The sequence below is a fragment of the Dyella agri genome (genome assembly GCF_044904705.1).
In the GTDB taxonomy this organism is placed as follows: domain Bacteria; phylum Pseudomonadota; class Gammaproteobacteria; order Xanthomonadales; family Rhodanobacteraceae; genus Rhodanobacter_A; species Rhodanobacter_A agri.
This window is the reverse complement of record NZ_JADIKL010000003.1, coordinates 159,049-176,538: the sequence shown is the minus strand read 5'-3', so window position 1 is coordinate 176,538 and position 17,490 is coordinate 159,049. Positions and strand designations below refer to the sequence as shown.

Below are 17,490 nucleotides of genomic sequence, written 5' to 3'. Positions count from 1 at the left end.
CTCGACGATCGCGCCCCGCCGCTCCCCCTGCTCAGAACGTCCAGTCGAGACTGATGCGTGCCGACTGGTCCTTGGCGCGCTGGCCGAACTGTCCCTGGTAGCTGCCGTCCACCGAGACGTTGGGTGCGATGGTGAAGCTGATGCCAGCGTTGACCACGCCGGCATTGCGCAGCACCGGCAGGCCGGCGATCGCGAAGCTGTCGCCGCCGCTCTGGAAACGCATCGTGTCGACCGGCAGCAGGTCGCCCCAGGCGTGCTGCCAGCCGAGGCTGGCGTGGGCGTGCAGGCCGTGGTTCGGCGCACCGAGGTCGAAGCTGGCGCGCAGGCCCAGCGTGCCGTAGCCGACGGTGCTGTCCTGCGCGGCCACGTCCAGTGCGGCCGGCGTGCCGTTCTCCGCGATCGTCGGCGTGCCCAACCGTTCCACCGCGAGGTTCACGAAAGGCGCCAGCGCGGTGCCACCGTGCACGAACGGCAGGCTGCCATCGACATACGCTTGCGCGGTATGCGCGTGGTAGCTGCTGACGGCCGCGCCGTTGAACGTGCCGAAGTCGATCAGCCGGTTCGTCTCCACCTTCTGCCAGCCGTAGATGGCCGCGCCCTGCCACAGCAGCGATCCGGTCTGCGTGCTGCCGTAGATGCCCAGGTGCTGGTCGATGATGTGCGAGGACGAGCCCAGCGCGGTGATGCGGGCCGTGCCTTCGCCGGTGCCTAACACCGCACCGAGCCGCGCGGTGCCACCCACCGGCAGGTCGGCGCCCGCCAGGAAGCCGCTGCCGTTGGTGGCGAGGTCGGAGGCGTTGCCGTCGCTGTCGTGGCTACCCCAATGGCCCCAGGTGGCCGTCCAGGCGGTGACGCCGCCGGCATCGGTGATGTTCAGGCCATTCGCGTTGTTGTCCTGGCCGGCGAGATGCGCGTTGATCGCATCGCGCACGTAATGGTCGTCGTCGGCGATCGCAGTACGGGTAGAGGCATGGATCTCGCCGGATAGCTGGTCGAAGGCGTGGCGGGCGGTGGCCGCGTCGAGCACCACCAGCGCGTCGTAGACCGGATTGCCGAAGCCCATCGGGTTGACCGTGGTCGCCACGGCCTGTTGGTTGGGTGTCTGCGCCACGGTGTTGAAGCTGATGTCGTTGCGCTCCAGCGACAGCGTCACTGCGTTTGCGGCATAGCTCAGTACCGGGTCGAGGAAAGCCAGGTTGACGCTGGTCGAGGCGAACGCGCCGCTGACGCCGCCGCCGGCAGTGAGGATGGTGTAGTTGGTGCGTGGAGCCCATGTGCCGGTGTCCGCCAGCACCAGCGCGGTACCCGCCAGGTTGGCCGTTCCGCCGACGCGCAACAGGCTGGCCTGGCCACCGGGCGTGGCTTCCACCTCGAATACCCCGTTGGCGGCCTGGGCGTAATTGCCCTGGATCGACAACGTGCCGATCGAGCCCCCCGCCCACAGTGTGCCGTCGTTGCTCACGTTGCCAGCTATCGTGCCGTGGCCGCGCAGTGTGCCGCCGCTGGCGACCGAGACGCTGCCTCCGAGCACGGCCGATGGCGTGCTGGCATCGCCCACTTCCAGCGTGCCGGCCTGCACGCTAGTGGTGCCGGCGAAGCTGCTGCTGTTGCCGTCCAGGATCAGCGTGCCGGCACCGGTCTTGGCGAAACGGCCGTTGCCGCTGATCGCACCACTGAAACTGCCGTTGCTGGCCTGCTCGAAGACCAGTGTCGCGTTGTCGGTGACGGCGCCAGGCAGGCTGGTGCTGTCGACCACCAGCGTGCCCGCGCTGATCGTGGTGCCGCCGGAATAGGTGTTGGCGCCGGTGAGGGTGAGCGTGCCACCGCCCAGCTGCACCAGCGCGCCGCCGCCGCTGACGGTGCCGGCGAAGCTCACTGCGTCGCTGCGGTCGAAGGCCAACGTGCCGTTGTCCGCGACATTGCCGGCGATCGCTCCGGCAGTGCCGCCATTGCCGAGCTGCAGGGTGCCCGCCGCGATCATGGTGCCGCCGGAATAGGTGTTGGCGCCGGTGAGGATTTCGGTACCGCTGGCGAGAGTGAGGCCGCCGCTGCCGCCGATCACGCCGGCAAAGCTGCCCGCGGCGTTGGTCAGGGTCAGCATCCGGCTGCCGAGGGTGACCGCACCGCCGCCGTCGAGCGAGACGATGGACGTGCCGCTCGTGGTGCCGGAGATATCAAACGTGGCGCCAGCCGCGACGGCCACACCGGAGGATCTGGCGATGCTGCCGCTACCCGACAAGGCCAGCATGCCGCTGCCGATCGTGGTCGTGCCGGTATAGCTGTTGGCGCCGGTGAGGGTGAGAACGCCGCCGCCGATCTGCGCCAGCGTGCCACTGCCGCTGACGCTGCCGGTGAAGCTCACCACATCGCTGTGGTCGAAGGCCAGCGTGCCGTTGTCGGCGACGTTGCCGAGGATTGCACCCGTGCTGCCACCGTTGCCTATCTGCAAGGTGCCGGCGTCAATGGTGGTGCCGCCGGTGTAGGTATTGGCCGCGGTCAGCACCAGGGTCCCGAGATCGGTCTTGGTGAGGCCGGCACTGCCGGCGAGGATGTTGTTGATCGTCGCCGTCATGCCGGCGCCTGCGCTGCTGCCATCGCCTACGCGGATCACCGGCGCGGCGTTGCCGTTGGCAGCCAAGGTCAGCGTGCCGCCAACCAGGGCGTAGCCATTCGTAGCGAATTGCATGCCCGTTGCCATGACGCTGCCGGCGCCGTCGTCCACCGTCACCGTGCCCGGCGTGCCGCCGAAGATCGCAAAGCCCGGCTGCGGCTGCATCGCCAGGTTCGTTGCACTGCCGGTGGCGTTGGTCCACTCCTGTGAGGTGGCCGACCAGGTGCCGTTGCCGCCGCCCATCCGCGTGGCCGAGGCCAGGGCGTTGGCATTCCAGAAATCGAGCGTGAGGCCGGTGGTGTCGATCAGATTGATCTGTTTCTGCGCGGTGAGATTCTGGATCGTCAGTGCCTGGCCCGCGGTCGTGCCCAGGCTGATGCCGCCGTTGGTCTCGGTCAGGCTGCCGCTGTAGGTGAACAGGTTGTACAGCCCCGGCCCCATGCCGCCTGCGTTGGTGACGTTGAGAGTGGTGCCATCCAGTTCGAGGTTGCCGCCCACATGCACGCTGTCGCCGCTGCCGGCGGTCTGGAAATTCGCGGCCGGCGCGCCGAAGGCGAAGTTCATAAGGCTGCCCTGCGCCGCGGTGAAGTTGCCGTTGACGGTGAGTGTGCCGATGGAATCGCCCGGCGTGACGATGCCGCCGGACAGCACATCGACATTGCCGCCGACGCTGCCATGGCCGCGCAGCGTGGAGCCGGCATCGACCACGACATGGCCACCCAGCACGGCGCCATTGCCGGCCACGCTGCCGATCACCAGCGTGCCCGCGGCCACGGTGGTGTTTCCCGCAAAGCCGCTGCTGCTGCCGTCGAGGACCAGGGTGCCGCTGCCGGCCTGTGTCAGCGTACCGTTGCCAGTGATCGCGCCGGCCAAGTCCACGGTGTCGCTGCGGTCGATGGCCAACGCGCCGTTGTCCGTGACGTTGCCAGTGATCGAGCCGGCAGTGCCGCCATTGCCGATCTGCAGCAGCGAGCCCGCGTTTATGGTGGTGCCGCCGGAGTAGGAGTTGGCGCCGGTAAGGATGAGCGCGCCGTTACCTTGCTGGATGAGTGAGCCGGTACCAGAGATGCGGCCGGCATAGCTGGTAGTAGCGGTATTGTCGAAGGCCAGCGTGGCGTTGTCGGTGACGTTGACGGCGAGTGCACCGTCGCTGCTGCTGTTGCCCACCTGCAAGATGCCGCCGTTGATCGTCCACGGTGCGGTCGAGGCTGTGTTGCCTATGATGACCCAGGTGCTGTTGCCGCTCTTGGCGAGCTTGTCGAAGCCGACATATTGCGTGCTGCTGTAGCTGGATGGCAGCGAGGCGACGACGTTGGACAGGTCGAATGCGTTGGCAGGCGAGGTATCGCCGCCCAGCACCAGCGTGTCTCCTCCCGTGGACACCACGTTGCCAGCGAAACTGAAGCCGCTTTCCAGGGTCAGCGTGTTGCCGCCGTTGGAGAGATCCACCGCGTCGGCCCGGCCGCCGTTGCCTGTGCCGCCGAAGATCCTGCCGCTGGTGGTGATGCTGCTGCCGCCGGTGGCGACGACACCGGCACCGCCGGCGCCGGCGGCGCCGTTGACGCTACCGGCTCCGCTAGCACCGCCGCTGCCGCCGTTGATGCGTCCGCTGTTGGTCAGGATGAAATCGGCGCCGCTGATGCCGGCGGCGCCACTCCCGCCATTTCCGCCAATGCTGCCGGAGCCACCGCCGGCACCGTTGCCGCCACCGATGCTGCCAGCGTTGGTCACGGTAAAGCCTTGGCCGCTGACCGCCGCGCCACCATTGCCGCCATTGCCTCCGATGGCACCCGCGCCACCGCTGCCTGCGTTGCCGCCGATCAGCATCGCGCCACTATCGACGGCCAGCGCGACACCGGGATCCGCCGATACGGCGACGCCACCATTGCCGCCACCGCCTCCGGGGCCGCCATTGTTGCTGACAGTCCCGCTGTTGCCGGCCGTGCCGCTGAGCCAGCCAGGCATGAATCCCGCTACCGCTCCGGCCAGTTCGAGCGTACCCCCGGAGAGCGACCAGTTGCCGACGCCAAGGCCGGTCAGGGTCCAGCTGCTGCTACCGGTTTTCTCGTAGTGCGTGAAGCCGTAGTACTGCGTCGATGCGTTGTTTCCCATCGGCAGCACGTTGACGATGGCCGACAAGTCGAATGAACCGTTGCCTGTTGCGCCAGGGCCTGAGTTGTCGCCCCCCAGCACCAGGGTGTCGCCACCGTTGGCGGTGCCGCTGAAGCTGATCACGTTGCCGGCGAAACTGAAGCCGTTTTCCAGCGTTAGCGTGTTGCCGCCGCCAAGGAAGTCGATGGCATCCATCTGCCCGCCGCTGCCTGACAGGCCGCCCGCAATGTTCCCGCTGGTGATGACCTTGGCATTGCCCAGCCCCAACACGCCTGCACCACCGATCTGGGCGCCACCGGCGTTGCCACTGCCGTTGCCACCTATGCCGATGATGCCGCCACCACTGCCGACCCCGCCGGTGCCGCCACCGCCACCGTTACCACCGGTGATTCTGCCCGCGTTGACCAAACTGAAATCCGCGCCGCCGACGCCGCTGCCGCCGTCGCCGCCAAAGCCGCCGAAACCACCGCCGCCGCCGCCGTAGCTGACCAGCGAATCACCGCCGCTGCCGCTGCCGCCGCCGCCACTGCCTTGTCCACCGTCACCACCGGCGATGGCACCAGAAGCGCTGTTGGTCAACACGAAGTGTTTGCCGCTGACGCCGCTGCCGCCGCCGCCACCGCCGCCACCATTACCGCCGTTGCCACCGCCGGTGCCGATCAGGGTGAAGCCGCTGTTGCCACCGCTGCCGCCACTGCTGCCGGTGCCGCCTGCGCCGCCCTTGATGCCGCCCGCGTTGGTCAGGGTGAAGTAGCTTCCGTTGAAGCCGCCGCCACCGCCGCCGCCGCCGCCGCCGCCACCGCCCACGCCGCCGCCGCCCACGGTGGCGACACCGTAGCCGCTGGTTCCACCACTGCCACCTGAGCCGCCCCTGCCACCGTCGCCACCGACCATCGCGCCCGTGCTGACATTGGTCGATACAAAGTAGTGGCCGCTGGTGCCCGTGCCACTGACACCCATGCCGCCGCCGCCGCCACCACTGCTCATGCCGCCATTGCCGCCACCGCTGGTGACAAGGCCGATGCCGCTCGCGGCCCCTTGGCCGCCGATGCCGCCGGTGCCGCCAGCGCCGCCGTGGATGGATCCGGAGTTGTCCAGGGAGGACTGATATCCGATAACGCCCGCGCCGCCCGCACCGCCGCCGCTGCTGAAGCCGCCACCGCCGCCGCCGCTGCCCGTCACGCCGCTGCCGCCGGTGCCGCCATTGCCGCCCGTGCCGCCATTGCCGCCCGCACCGCCATCAACGGCGCCGGAGTTGGTCAGGGTGAAACTGGTACCGATCACGCCTACGCCACCGGCGCCGCCGCCGCCGCTGGCACCGCCGCCGGAGCCATTGCCGGACAAGACGCCACTGCCGCCGCTGCCGCCCTGGCCGCCTGTACCGCCGCCGCCGCCTTGGCCGCCATCGACGATGCCGGAGTTGGTCAGGGTGAAGCTGGTACCCATCACGCCCGCGCCGCCCGCGCCACCACCACCACTGACACCGCCACCGGAACCACTGCCCCCCACGACGCCGCTGCCACCGTTGCCACCGCTGCCACCGTCGCCGCCCTGGCCACCCGCGCCGCCCTTGATATAGCCCTGGTTGGACAAGGTGAAGCCTTGGCCACTCACCGCCGCTCCGCCGTAGCCGCCGATACCGCCGTTGCCCGGAATCCCGGCCGAACCACCTACGGTGGCGCCGTCTGAGCTGCCACCGTTGCCGCCGCTGCCGCCAGCGCCGCCGTCGCCGCCAAAGATGTAGCCGGCGTTGGATGCGTTGAAACCGGCGGTGCTCAAGATGCCAACGCCACCGTCGCCGCCATTGCCGCCGTTGCCACCATTGCCGCCGGCGCCGGCGGTACTGAGCGCCTGACCGCCGCCGCCGCCGCCGCCGCCCGCGCCACCGGTGCCGCCAGCGCCGCCGGTAATGCCGCCAACAAAGGCGCCAGTGCCCGTCACGTGGCCAGCAAGGTTGGTCAAACGGAAGTAGCCGGTACTCAAGATGCCGGTGCCGCCATCGGCGCCATTGCCGCCAAAAGCGCCATTGCCGCCAGCACCGCCGCGTTGGGTAACGCCGCCGCCCTTGCCGTTGCCGCCGCCGCCGCCCGCGCCGCCGCCACCACCCTGGCCGCCTGCCACCAGGCCCGGCACCGCGACGCACAGTGACGCCGTGCCGCTGCCCGCGACATAGGCGTTTCCACCCGACGTACCGTCGCTACCCGCGGAACCCGAGAAACCGCCGTCGCCCGTGTTGGCGCCGTTTGCCCCCGTTGCGCCGGTGCCGCCAGGCGTGCCGGCGGTTCCGCTGGTCGCGATCACCGAACTACCTATCGGACATGTCGGCACTGCCGCCGCAGGCAGCGTGACCCACAACAAGCCGGCGCCAAGTACCGAGGCAATGGCCCGCGGCAGGCGTCGCTGGGTAGGTGCGTGCGCGTTGTCGCCGCAGGCGCCGGTGGCGCCATGCGATCGCGCGAGTTCCGAGGCGACTTGCAACGTGCGCAGCGCGCGATTCCATACGAGTCGATAGATGCGGTTCATGGCGGATTCCCCCTGGAATGCGTCGAGATGGCGAGTGGCGGCGGTGCGATGACGATGCGCGTCAGACGATGCGCAGGCCTTCGGGCAGGCGTTGCGGGTCGTTCCAGAAGGCGTCGCCGGCGAAGCGCTGGAACAGGTCGGGTGGCAGCAGGCTCTTGCGCGGTTCGGCCTTCACCTTGCCGCGCACGGTGTGCAGGCCCGGGGTGCCGGCGCGGCGGTCGAATTCGGTCACGTCGTAGTCGACGTGCAGGAAATCGTGCGGGAAGGCCGGTTCGCCGATGAAGTCGTAGATGGCCTCAAGCGTACGGGCCGGCTGGCTGGTCAGGGTTTCGTACTGCACCAGCAGCAGGCGGTCGGCCTGGGCGCCGTAGCAAGCCTGCTTCAGCGCGTCGTAGGCGAAGCCGACCATGCCGTCGGCGCCGGCCACGCCGTTGGCACGGGTGTACACCGTGCCGCCCGGCGTGAAATTGAAGATCGACGAAGGGCTGTACAGGTTTTTCTGTACCAGACGTTCGATGCTGTCGATGATCCACGGCAGCTCGCGCACGCAGGCGATGACTTTCGCCTCGGGGAATAGATCGGCGATGGCCGGCATGCGGGCGCACCAGGCGCGGCTGGTGTCGAACACCACCCTGGCAGCGTTGTCGGCATGGAATTCGTCGAACAGGGTGCGCAGGATGCGCCGGCGCTTGGCATCGTCGAGGAAGACGGCGAACTCGTTGCGTTCGCTCATCTCGCCCATGAGTGCGCCGAACATGCCGGCGAGCGGGCTGCTCATGCCGGCGTGCAAGCGCGGGTTCTGCCGCAGCAAGGCGGCCAGCAAGGTGGAGCCCGAGCGCGGCAGGCCCGAGATGAAATGAATGCGCTGCAGCACCGGCTTGCCTCCCCCTGGATGACGCGCTCGATCTGTTGAGCGTTACTTTTGCGAGCGGCGTCACGCTAGTCAGATGGGGCGAGCTTGGGTATCCCCGAAATCAGGGGTAAGCGATCATGAGGTGGTGGCCGTGGCGACTCTGGAATCGGGGGATCAAGCCGATGGGCATGCCCGCGGCATGATGGCGCCTTCGCCTGGTGCGGCCTGAGCGGCAGACGCTGTCGCTTCGAGGTGTCTAGCCGTCAGCTGCCTGGTCGTGCACGGTGCCGGACGCGTGCCCGAGCGATTGCAGCAGTGGCTGGAGATAGGCGGCATGGCCTTGCCAGCGGCCCTTCGAGCTTGTGTAGATCGGCCTGCGTACTTGATTGACGCTGGCGGTGAGCACCACTCGGCGGCTTTCATGGAAACGCAGGCAGGCGTCGTCCCAGGGCAGACCCAGAAACGCCACCATGCGCCGTGCCTCGCCTTCGAGATCCTCGATCACGGCCTCGTAATCCACTTCCAGGAAGCGATCGGCCGGCAACACGCGGCGCCAATGCGCCATGAGCTGTTCGTAGTCGCGGTAGTACGCGCCTAGCTCTGTCTGGTCGTAGGTGAACGACTGGTCGCCGGCGAAGAGCTTGGTGTAGCAGGACAAACAGGTATCGACCGGATCGCGTCGCACGTGGATGATGCGCGCGCCAGGCAGGATCGACGGGATTGCCCCGGCGTAGCGGTGGTTGGCCGGCATCTTGTCGATGACACGCAGGCGCCCCTGCGCCAACGGCGCCACCTGCTCAAGATAGGCGCGGCCAAGCTGCTTCAACACCGGCCGGGTGTCGTCGGTGCGGGCGTCCGCGAGTGCCGCCCAGCTGTCGGGATAGTTGCCCTGGCATTCGAAGACCTGCTGCAACGCAGACAACTCGCCCGCACCCGTCACCAGCGGGTGCGAAGCAAGAATCTGCTCGATCAGCGTGGTGCCCGAACGCGGCATGCCGATCACGAACACCGGCAGCTCCGTAGCCTCGCCCAAGCCGGTCAGACGCGCGCATCGCCCGGCGGTGAAAGTGGCCGCGACTTTCGCCATCCATCGCCCTTCCGCGGCAGCGTCGTAATCGAAGGTGGCGCGGTGCAGCCGGTTGCCTTCGTCGAAATGGGCAAACGCATGTGCCGGGTCTTTCACGTCGAGATACGCCTTGCCGAGCGCAAAGTGCATCGCGATGCGCTGGCGCAAGGGATGGCGCGTGCCTTCGGCGAGGAAAGCGTCGAATAGGGCGAACGCCGGATCGTCCGCCGTGAACGTGTGCCTGTCGGCACGGCCGGCGAGGATCGTCGCCGAGTCCGGGAAGGCCTCGAGCGCGCGCTCGAACGCCCTGTCTGCTTCGTCTTCGCGCCCAGCTTCCTGCAGCAGCAAGGCGCGATCCAGCAAGGCTTCTTCCGCCCATGTGCCGGGTAGCTGCACCGCGTGCTCGAACTCGATCAGTGCTTCATCTGTCTGACCCAGCGACTTCAGCACCGTCGCCAGCGCGTGGTGGGCATCCGCACGCTGCGGCGCGCACGCCACTGCGTCACGGGCGAAGCGCAGCGCTTCGGGGAGGCGCTGGAGCCGGCACAGCGCCGTGGCGCAGGCGACCAGCACGAAGGGGTTCTGCGGTGCGAGGGCGAAGGCTTGATCGAGCGCTTGCAGCGCTGCGTCGTGGTGGCGCCGTGCACCTTCGACTTCCGCGAGGTTGAGATAGGCTTCGACGAGGTGCGGGTTCAATGCGATCGCCCGCCGGGCTTCGGCCATGGCCACTTCGTAGTGCCCCTGCTCGGACCAGAGGTAAGCGAGATTGCTGTGCGCCTGGGCGTAGCCCGGCTGGAGCGCCAGTGCGCGGCGGTAGTGCCGCTCTGCCAGCTCGAAGCAGCCCAGGCGACGGCAGGTATTGGCGAGATTGTTGTGTGCCTCGGCCCAATCCGGCCGGTGGGCGATCACCCGTTCGAGGCAGGCCCGGCTTTCTTCGAACCGGCCCGCTTCCTTAAGCACGACGCCGAGGTTGTTCCAACCCGCGAGCAGCGACGGATCCATCGTCACGGCACGCCGGGCGGCAACTTCGGCGTCCGCCAGCCATCCTCGCTGGCGACACAGTTCGGCGAGGTCGCTCACATGGACAGCGCGCGCGGAGGGTGCGCGGCATGCCTCGTGCAGATGGGTAATCGCCTGATCAAGCTTGCCGGCTGCGTGTTCCATCAGACCCAGCAAATGCAACGCGTCAGGCTGGCCGGGCCAAGCGGCCAGCGCGCGTTGGCCGAGTTCATGCGCTTGTTCGGTCATGCCGGCATGCCAAGCGTCCCAGGCCCTGCGGAGGGTGTCGGGTAGGCTCGGCGCTTCCTGGCCGACATCGGATGACATCACGGCCGACCCGGGGGCACGCAGCCGGATGGACATCCATGGCCCACATGGAAAATCGGGCGCTGGCGCAGCGAGGGCGAGCCTGAGCACGGCGGGGCCGGGATGAAATGGGTACGCTGCAACATCGGCCTGCTTCCCCTGGATGATGCGTCCGGCGGTTGAACACCGCTGCATGGGCAACGCCACATTAATCAGCGGCGGAGGGCTTGGGTATCCCCGGAATCGGGGATCAGGATGTGGGGCAGTCCAACTGCAGAACGGCACCTGCGCCAGGCACTGCCTGGATGTGGAACAGGCCACCGAGACGGCTGGCGCGGCTGCGCAGGCTGGCGAGGCCGGCGCCCTGCGAACCATGGCTGGACGGATCGAAGCCACGGCCATCGTCGCGGACTTCGGCGTGCAGCTGCCCGTGCGCGTGGCGCACGAGCAGATCGACGCGGCGGGCGCCGCTGTGCTTGAGCACGTTGGTCAGCGCCTCTTGCAGGAAGCGCTGCAGGTCCAGGCTGCGGGCGGCACCTAGGCGGCAGTCGTCCAGGCCGTCGAAGCGCCAGAAGCTGTCGATCCCAGCAGCCTCCAGTCGCTGGCTCCAGCGGTGTCGCAATGGTGCGAGCAGGCCGGCGAGGTCGGTGTCCTGCTCGTGGGTGGTGGTGTCGATGACCAGGCGCAGGTCGTCGCGCAGTTCCTTCAGTGTGGCGACGGTGCGCGTGGCTTCCGGCGAGGGCGGCGATTGCTCCAGCGTGGCGATGGCGCCAAGCAGACTGCCGCCGAAGCCGTCGTGCAGGTCGCGCACGAGGTTGAGGCGCTCGCCGATGCGGGTGTTGGCGAGGGCCAGCGTGTGTTCGCGCGAGAGCGTGTCGGACAGGCGCAGGGTGGCGACATCCACTTCGCGCTGCAGTTCGATGTTGAAGCCTTCCACACGGCGCATGGCGGCGGAGAAGCGCCAGGCGATGGCGAAGCCCATGCCGATCAGGGTCAGCGGCGAGGTGATCGCGCCCAGGTCGTTGTTGCCGGAAGGGAGAACCTCGAGGTAGACCAGCAGGTCGATCAGCGATACCAGTACGGGCACCGCCAGGCAGGCTGCCATCACGCGCAGGTCGGCACGCGGCGTGCGCAACGCATGCCACTGGAACGCCAGGATGGCGGCGTAGTAGAGCGCTACCGTAGGTAAGATCCAGACATTGCGCCACGGGCCCATGACGTGCGGCATGAACAGGGCCATCAGCAGCGCCACCGCCGTGGCCAGCAGCAATACGGCTTCGGTACGCCGCCAACGCAGTTCGCAGAAACGCAACAGGAACACGCAGAACGTGGTCGCCGACGCCAGGAACAGGGCGGCGTTCACCGCTTCCCATGCGTCCGTGCTCGCCAATGGCCAGGTGCTCGAAGCCACGAAGTTCCAGGCATAACCGGCGCCGAGCAAGGTGGTCAGGGCGTACCAGCCGAATACCGTTTCCCTGCGACGCAGCAGCCAGAACATCAGGAACAGCACGCCGAGCACCGCGCTCATGGCGAAATTGAGAAAGTGGACGTGGATCTGCCAGAACATCGCCTGCTGGTAGCGGGCCTGGATGGCTTCGGGATGGCCGATGTTCACCGTGCCCAGGCCGGGCTGGTAGGCAGCCAGCCCCGAGACGCGCACCAGCAAGGTGTTGTCCCCCGCGTGCAGCACCGGTCGGTCGAGCAGGAAATACTGCGGCGCGACCCAGCTTCGCGACAGCGGCTCGACCAGGCTTGGTTCGCGGTAGACCAGGCTGCCGTTGACCCAGACTTCGTCGGCCATGCAGGCGTAGTCCAGCAGCAAGCCGATCGGTGCGTTCGCATCCGTCTGGTTCCAGTGCAGCCGATACCACACCACGCCGTCGTGCTGCGGCCAGCGCTTGTTCCAGTAATCCATCAGCTTCACCGGCACCCAGCCCGAGGCCGGCGGGGTGGTGGCGTTCCAATCGGAGGGCGCGGCTTCGGCATCTTTCAACGTCTGCATCGCTGCCGGTGGCGGGTCCGCCCGGTGCTGCCGCGCGCAGGCAGCCAGCAGCGCCAGCAGGCCGAGCAGCACCACGACACGCAGGCGCGCTCTCAACGCAGCAGTCCGCGCGACTTGGCCTCGAACACCGCGGCAGTGCGCGAACTTACCGCGAGCTTGCGATAGATCGCCTTGGTGTAGCCCTCGATGGTGAAGCGCGACAACGCGATCAGTTCCGCGATCTCGCGATTGCTGTAGCCGCGCGCGACCAGTCCCAGTATCTCGGTCTCGCGCTCGGACAGCGCATGTTCGTCGGGGCCTGCGGCGGCCGGGGAGGGCGCAGCGGGCAGCAGAGTCAGGATGCGCCGGGCGACGAACGGGTCGATGGGAGCGCCGCCGCGTTGGATGCTTTGCAGCGCGAGTTCCAGTTCGATGTCGTCGCGCTCCTTCAGCAGGTAGCCGATGGCGCCGGCCTGCAAGGCGGCGAGCACGATTTCCTCATCGCCCCAGGCAGAGATCACCACGGTCGGCACGCTGGGGTGGCGGTTGCGCAGCCAGCCGATCAGCTCGATGCCGCTGCCGTCGGGCAGGCCGATGTCGATCAGCGCGAGGCGCGGAACCTGCGCGGCGATCCGCGCCTTGGCCTCAGCCATGCTGCCGGCGGCAGCGATGTGGCGCACACCGCCGCCCAGTCCGGCAAGCAGGCGCGCGAGGCGCCGCTGCGTCGTGGTGTCGTCCTCCACGATCAGCGCCGGGTCGAGTTCGATTCCGTCGGCCGTTCCCATTCCGTGCCCCCCGCTCGGTGGCGCCATTATGCGTGGATCGCACCGCAGCTTCATGCGGCCGAAGGCGGCGCTTGTCCGTCTTGCTGCTGCGTTCCCGGCGTTCAGTCGAGTCCGGTGAATGCGTCCCGGGTGAGGTTCTCCGGCGCGGCGTCGGTGCACACCACGTCGTCCTCGATGCGGATGCCGCCGTACTGGCGGAAGGCGTCCACCTTGGCCCAATCGATGTCGGCCGCGACCGGCTTGTCGCGCAGTTCGGCCAGCAGCATGTCGATGAAGTACAGGCCCGGCTCGATGGTGACCACCATGCCGGGCTCCAGCACGCGGGTCATGCGCAGGTAGGGATGGCCGGCGGGACGCGGGATGCTGCCGCCGCGCTCGCTCTGCTGGAAGCCGGCGACGTCGTGCACCTGCAGGCCGATCGGGTGGCCCAGGCCGTGCGGGAAGAACGCGGAGGTGACGCCCGACTCCACCGCGCTTTCCGCGCTCATGCGGATGAAGCCGTGTTCGCGCAGCACCTGCGCCAGCACGTGGTGGGCATGCAGGTGCAGCTCGGGATAGCTCTGGCCCGCGCGCACGTTCGCCGCGTAGCCCTGCTGGGCGGCGTCCATGCTGTCGATCAGCGCCTGGAATTCGGCGGCATGCGGCGCTGCGTAGGTGCGGGTGATGTCGCTGGCGTAGCCGGCACAGCTGGCGCCGGCGTCGATCAGGAAGGAGCGATGTTCCGCCGGCGGCGTGCGGTCGAAATGCATGTAATGCAGCACCGCGCCGTGCCGGTTCAAGGCCACGATGCTGGCGTAGGGCAGCTCGGCGTCGATCTGCCGGGCCGCGGCGAGGTAGGCCAGGTGGATGCCGAACTCGCTCTCGCCGGCGCGGAATGCAGCCGCCGCGGCGCGGTGCGCGCGCGCGCCGATGCGGTTGGCCTCGCGCATCAGCGCCAATTCGTAAGGCGTCTTGTAGCTGCGGTACCAGTGCAGGTAGTCGAGCACGGTTTGCGGATTGTTGACCTCCACGCCGCCGATGGCGGGGCAGGCCGGCGCGAGTACCGCGCTGCGTCCCTTCGGCAACTGCGCGACCGCTTCTTCCGCGCTGCGCACAATGACGATGTCGAAGTGCTCCACCCAGTAGCCGTGCGGCGCCTCGGGCACCACGTGCCAGTAGTCGTGCGGCTGCACGAACACCAGCTTCGGCTTGCCGCCTGGCGTATAGGCGATCCAGCTGCCGGGCGCATCGGTGAGCGGCAGCCAGTGCCTGAAATGCGGGTTGGCGACGAACGGGTAGTCCTGGTCGTCGAGGAACTTGCCAAGCGGCGTGCTCGCAGCGATCAGCAGATGATCGAAGCCGCCCAGCACCAGCGCCTGGTCGGCGCGTGCGCGCAGGGTGGCGAGATGTGCGGGATAGAGCGTGGCAAGCGGCGCGTTCATGCGGGTTCCGGGCGGGGGCGTCGGCCTGCCAGTGTAGCGCGCGGCGGTCGGCGTACCCGATGGAATGCCTGCGACGCTCAGGCGTGCCGCAGCCAGCGTTCCAGCAGTTCGCCGTGGGCTGTGCTGATCGCGATGATGCGGTAGCCGGCCCAGTACTGGCCGGGGCTGGCCGCCGGCTCGTGCCATTGTTCCTGCAGGCCGACTTCGATGTTGCCGCTGGCGTCCGGCAGCGACAGACGCACCTGGTAGATGCCTTCGCTGCGCGGCTTGCGGCCGCCGATCAGCATCAGGCCGCTCGCCGACAGGTTGCACAGGTGGCCGAGCGGCTGCTCGGCGATCGTGTCGATCGCCACGATGCCGGCGTCGACCGGCTTGCGCGGCGCGCGGCGTTGCTCGCGTGTACTCATGGGCGGGCTCCGGGCGTGGGCGACGACGGATGGCGCAGCAGGTTGCCGGTGAGCGCGTGCCAGGCGCGATCAAGCAGGCCGTCGCGCTGCGGCGGCAACTCGCGCACCTGACCGTGGGTCATTGCGTGTACCAGCTCGCGCAGGTTCATTTCCACACCGTGCTGGCCGCGCCGGGTGACGAACAAGCTGTTGCCGGTGACCGGCGAGAACCAGGCCAGCTTGCGCCGGGTGACTTCGCCCGTTGCCGGGTCGGTGAATTCGAACCAGCTGCCGTACGGGAGGTGGCGCAGACGGTTATGAATGCGCGCTTCTTGAGGGCCTAGCGGCGGCTCGGCGGCTTCGGCCACCACCGGTTTCGCGCGCGGCGATTCGCCCAGCCGCTGGCGCTGCTTCAGCCGCAGCGCGAGATCGGTGGCGCTGGGCAGGTCCTGGGTGGGCGCCGCTGCGACGGGGGCGCTCGCGGAAGGCAGCGTGGCCGCGGCGATGGCAGGCAAAGCCGTCGCGGCGGATGGATCGTCCACAAGGGGAGCGACGGCGGCATCCGATGCGGGCGATACCGTGGCCGGCGGCGAGGGCGGCGGCATCGCATCCACGGTAGTGGACACAGCCGGTTCCGTACCGATCAGGCGCAGCGCCACCTGGCCGGCTTCCTCGGCATGCATGCCGATCTGTTGCAGGCCGGCCTGCACTTCGCGACGCAGCAGGTCGGTGTCGTCCACCGGCAACCGGCCCAACAACTGGTCGGTGACGCGCAGCCGCTGCGTGAAAGCGGGGCTGTCCTCGCCGTGCTGCAGCAAGGTGAGCGCCAACGCATCGGCCCAGGCGCGATCGAGCAGGGCGCGCAGCAGGCCGCGCGGCGGATTCACTGCGAAACGCTCGGCCAGCAATTCGCTGGCGCGGCGGCGGGCCAGGTCCAGCCGCTCGCGGCCTTGCATTGCTTCGACGTGGCGGCGTTCGGCGGTCTGGGCGCGCCGACTCAACTGCGCGAGGTGGTGTTCGATGTCGGCGAGCAGGCTGGTGTAGAGGCCGGCGCTGGGCGGTTCGTGGCGTGCCCGCTCGACCAGTTGGTGCAGGCGTTCGGTGAGCCGGTGGTCGACTTCGCCGTCGGGGCCGTCCAACCAGTCGTTGGCGGCCTCGGCCACCGCGCCAAGCAGGCGGCGCGCGGGATGTTCGCGCTGGTCGAAGAAGTCGCGGTCGGTGACGGCAAGGCGCAACATCGGCAGCTGCAGGTCGTCGAGTACGGAGCGGGCGTGCGGGCCGTGGTGCAGTTGCCGGCCGATCTGCTCGAACAGCATCGCCACCAGTTCCACCGTGTCGTCCTGTTCGGCACTGAGCCGGGTCGGCACGGCGCCTTCCGGCTTGCCGGCGTTGAGTTGCAGCAGCAGTTCGTCACGCAGGCGCTGGGCGCTGCGCAGTTCGCGGCTGGCCTGGTCGGTGACCTGGGCCAGGTGCTGCTGCAGGGCGCCCAGCGCGGCCTGCAGTTCGTCGGGCGAAGCCGCCCGACCGGTGGCGGCGGTGCCGTTTACACCTACGCGTTGCTGGGCGAGCAGGTCGCGCAGGGTTTCCAGCACGGTGATCGGCGCCTGCGGCGCCCCGGCGCTTTCGGCGGTGGTTGCGGTGGTGGCGGGTGGCGTCTCGCCGGTCGCCGCGCCGCGCGGGCCGGCGGTAGCGCGCGGTGGCGCGTACGGGCGCAGGCGCGGCAGCAGGCCGTCGTCCAGCAATTGCGCGTTGACAGCTTCGTAGAGCGGCTCTGCCGCCACGATCACCCACTGTTCGAAGCTTTGCAGCAGCAGCAGGCGGTGCTCCGGCGGAAGATCTAGGGTGGCGACGGCGGTGCGCATCGCCCCGGCGAGGCCGGCTGGGGCGATCGGCAGTGCCGCACCCTCCAGCGGCGCGGCGCCGACCAGCGCGGCGAAACGGTAGGACAGCTCGGACAGCAGCAGGCTGTGATGCGCTTCGCCGCGCGCGCTGAGCTTGTCCAGCGCGGCGGTCAGCTCGTGCTCGCCGCGTTCGAGCAGGCTCAACGGCCTGTGCGCGAGCGATCCATCCGCGGCTTCGTCGATCTCGCCCAGGCGCGCGAAGCTGTTGCGCAGGTGGTCGGCGAAAGCGGACATGAAACCCGCGCGCTGCAGGTGCAGCAAGCCGCGGCTATCGAAGCAATGCTGCTGTTCGAGGTGGCTGCGCGAGCGCTCGGCCTGCAGGTAGAGCTCGCGGTCGAAGCGATCCAGGCAGTGTTGCAGCGCCGGCTCCAGCCATTGCGCGCACAACGGGCCGATCACGCCGAGCAGGCGTTGCGTGCGCGCTGGCCAGCGGCCGCGCGCGGCCGTGGTCGAGTATCGGTGCTGATGCTCGGCATCCATGACGCGTTTCCGTCGATTCCCCTGGACGGAAGTGTAGGCTGGATGCCACGGGGTCGCTACGCCCCG

Annotated in this window: 8 protein-coding genes; all 8 read right to left on the bottom strand. The window is 68.9% G+C overall.

Annotated features, from left to right (window positions below):
* Positions 1 to 31: 31 nt before the first annotated feature.
* Complete coding sequence (locus tag ISP14_RS06735; RefSeq protein ID WP_404537434.1) at positions 32 to 7,246, bottom strand: autotransporter-associated beta strand repeat-containing protein; 7,215 nt, start codon at positions 7,244 to 7,246, stop codon at positions 32 to 34.
* Between the two features lie 61 nt (positions 7,247 to 7,307).
* Complete coding sequence (locus tag ISP14_RS06730; RefSeq protein WP_404537432.1) at positions 7,308 to 8,120, bottom strand: sulfotransferase family protein; 813 nt, start codon at positions 8,118 to 8,120, stop codon at positions 7,308 to 7,310.
* Between the two features lie 235 nt (positions 8,121 to 8,355).
* Positions 8,356 to 10,527: a sulfotransferase gene (locus ISP14_RS06725; RefSeq protein WP_404537430.1), complete on the bottom strand. Its 2,172-nt coding sequence runs from the start codon at positions 10,525 to 10,527 to the stop codon at positions 8,356 to 8,358.
* A 193-nt stretch (positions 10,528 to 10,720) separates the two neighbouring features.
* The gene (locus ISP14_RS06720) at positions 10,721 to 12,568 is read right to left on the bottom strand and encodes a sensor histidine kinase (RefSeq protein WP_404537428.1); all 1,848 of its coding nucleotides are present in this window, start codon (positions 12,566 to 12,568) and stop codon (positions 10,721 to 10,723) included.
* Positions 12,565 to 13,236: a response regulator transcription factor gene (locus ISP14_RS06715; protein ID WP_404537426.1), complete on the bottom strand. Its 672-nt coding sequence runs from the start codon at positions 13,234 to 13,236 to the stop codon at positions 12,565 to 12,567. The genes ISP14_RS06720 and ISP14_RS06715 overlap by 4 nt, the downstream gene beginning before the upstream one ends.
* 101 nt (positions 13,237 to 13,337) lie before the next feature.
* Positions 13,338 to 14,657 (bottom strand): Xaa-Pro dipeptidase, encoded by a 1,320-nt coding sequence (gene pepQ, locus ISP14_RS06710; protein ID WP_404537424.1) that lies wholly within the window; start codon positions 14,655 to 14,657, stop codon positions 13,338 to 13,340.
* Between the two features lie 77 nt (positions 14,658 to 14,734).
* Positions 14,735 to 15,064, bottom strand: coding sequence for a PilZ domain-containing protein (locus tag ISP14_RS06705; protein ID WP_404537422.1), 330 nt, complete (start codon positions 15,062 to 15,064; stop codon positions 14,735 to 14,737).
* On the bottom strand, positions 15,061 to 17,424 hold the full coding sequence (locus tag ISP14_RS06700; RefSeq protein ID WP_404537420.1) for a DUF1631 family protein: 2,364 nt from the start codon (positions 17,422 to 17,424) through the stop codon (positions 15,061 to 15,063). The genes ISP14_RS06705 and ISP14_RS06700 overlap by 4 nt, the downstream gene beginning before the upstream one ends.
* Positions 17,425 to 17,490: the final 66 nt, after the last annotated feature.

Coding starts and splice junctions, on each gene's coding strand:
- ISP14_RS06735 (WP_404537434.1), bottom strand. CDS start 7,246: ATGAACCGCATCTATCGACTCGTATGGAATCGCGCGCTGCGCACGTTG.
- ISP14_RS06725 (WP_404537430.1), bottom strand. CDS start 10,527: ATGTCCATCCGGCTGCGTGCCCCCGGGTCGGCCGTGATGTCATCCGAT.
- ISP14_RS06715 (WP_404537426.1), bottom strand. CDS start 13,236: ATGGGAACGGCCGACGGAATCGAACTCGACCCGGCGCTGATCGTGGAG.
- pepQ (WP_404537424.1), bottom strand. CDS start 14,657: ATGAACGCGCCGCTTGCCACGCTCTATCCCGCACATCTCGCCACCCTG.
- ISP14_RS06705 (WP_404537422.1), bottom strand. CDS start 15,064: ATGAGTACACGCGAGCAACGCCGCGCGCCGCGCAAGCCGGTCGACGCC.
- ISP14_RS06700 (WP_404537420.1), bottom strand. CDS start 17,424: ATGGATGCCGAGCATCAGCACCGATACTCGACCACGGCCGCGCGCGGC.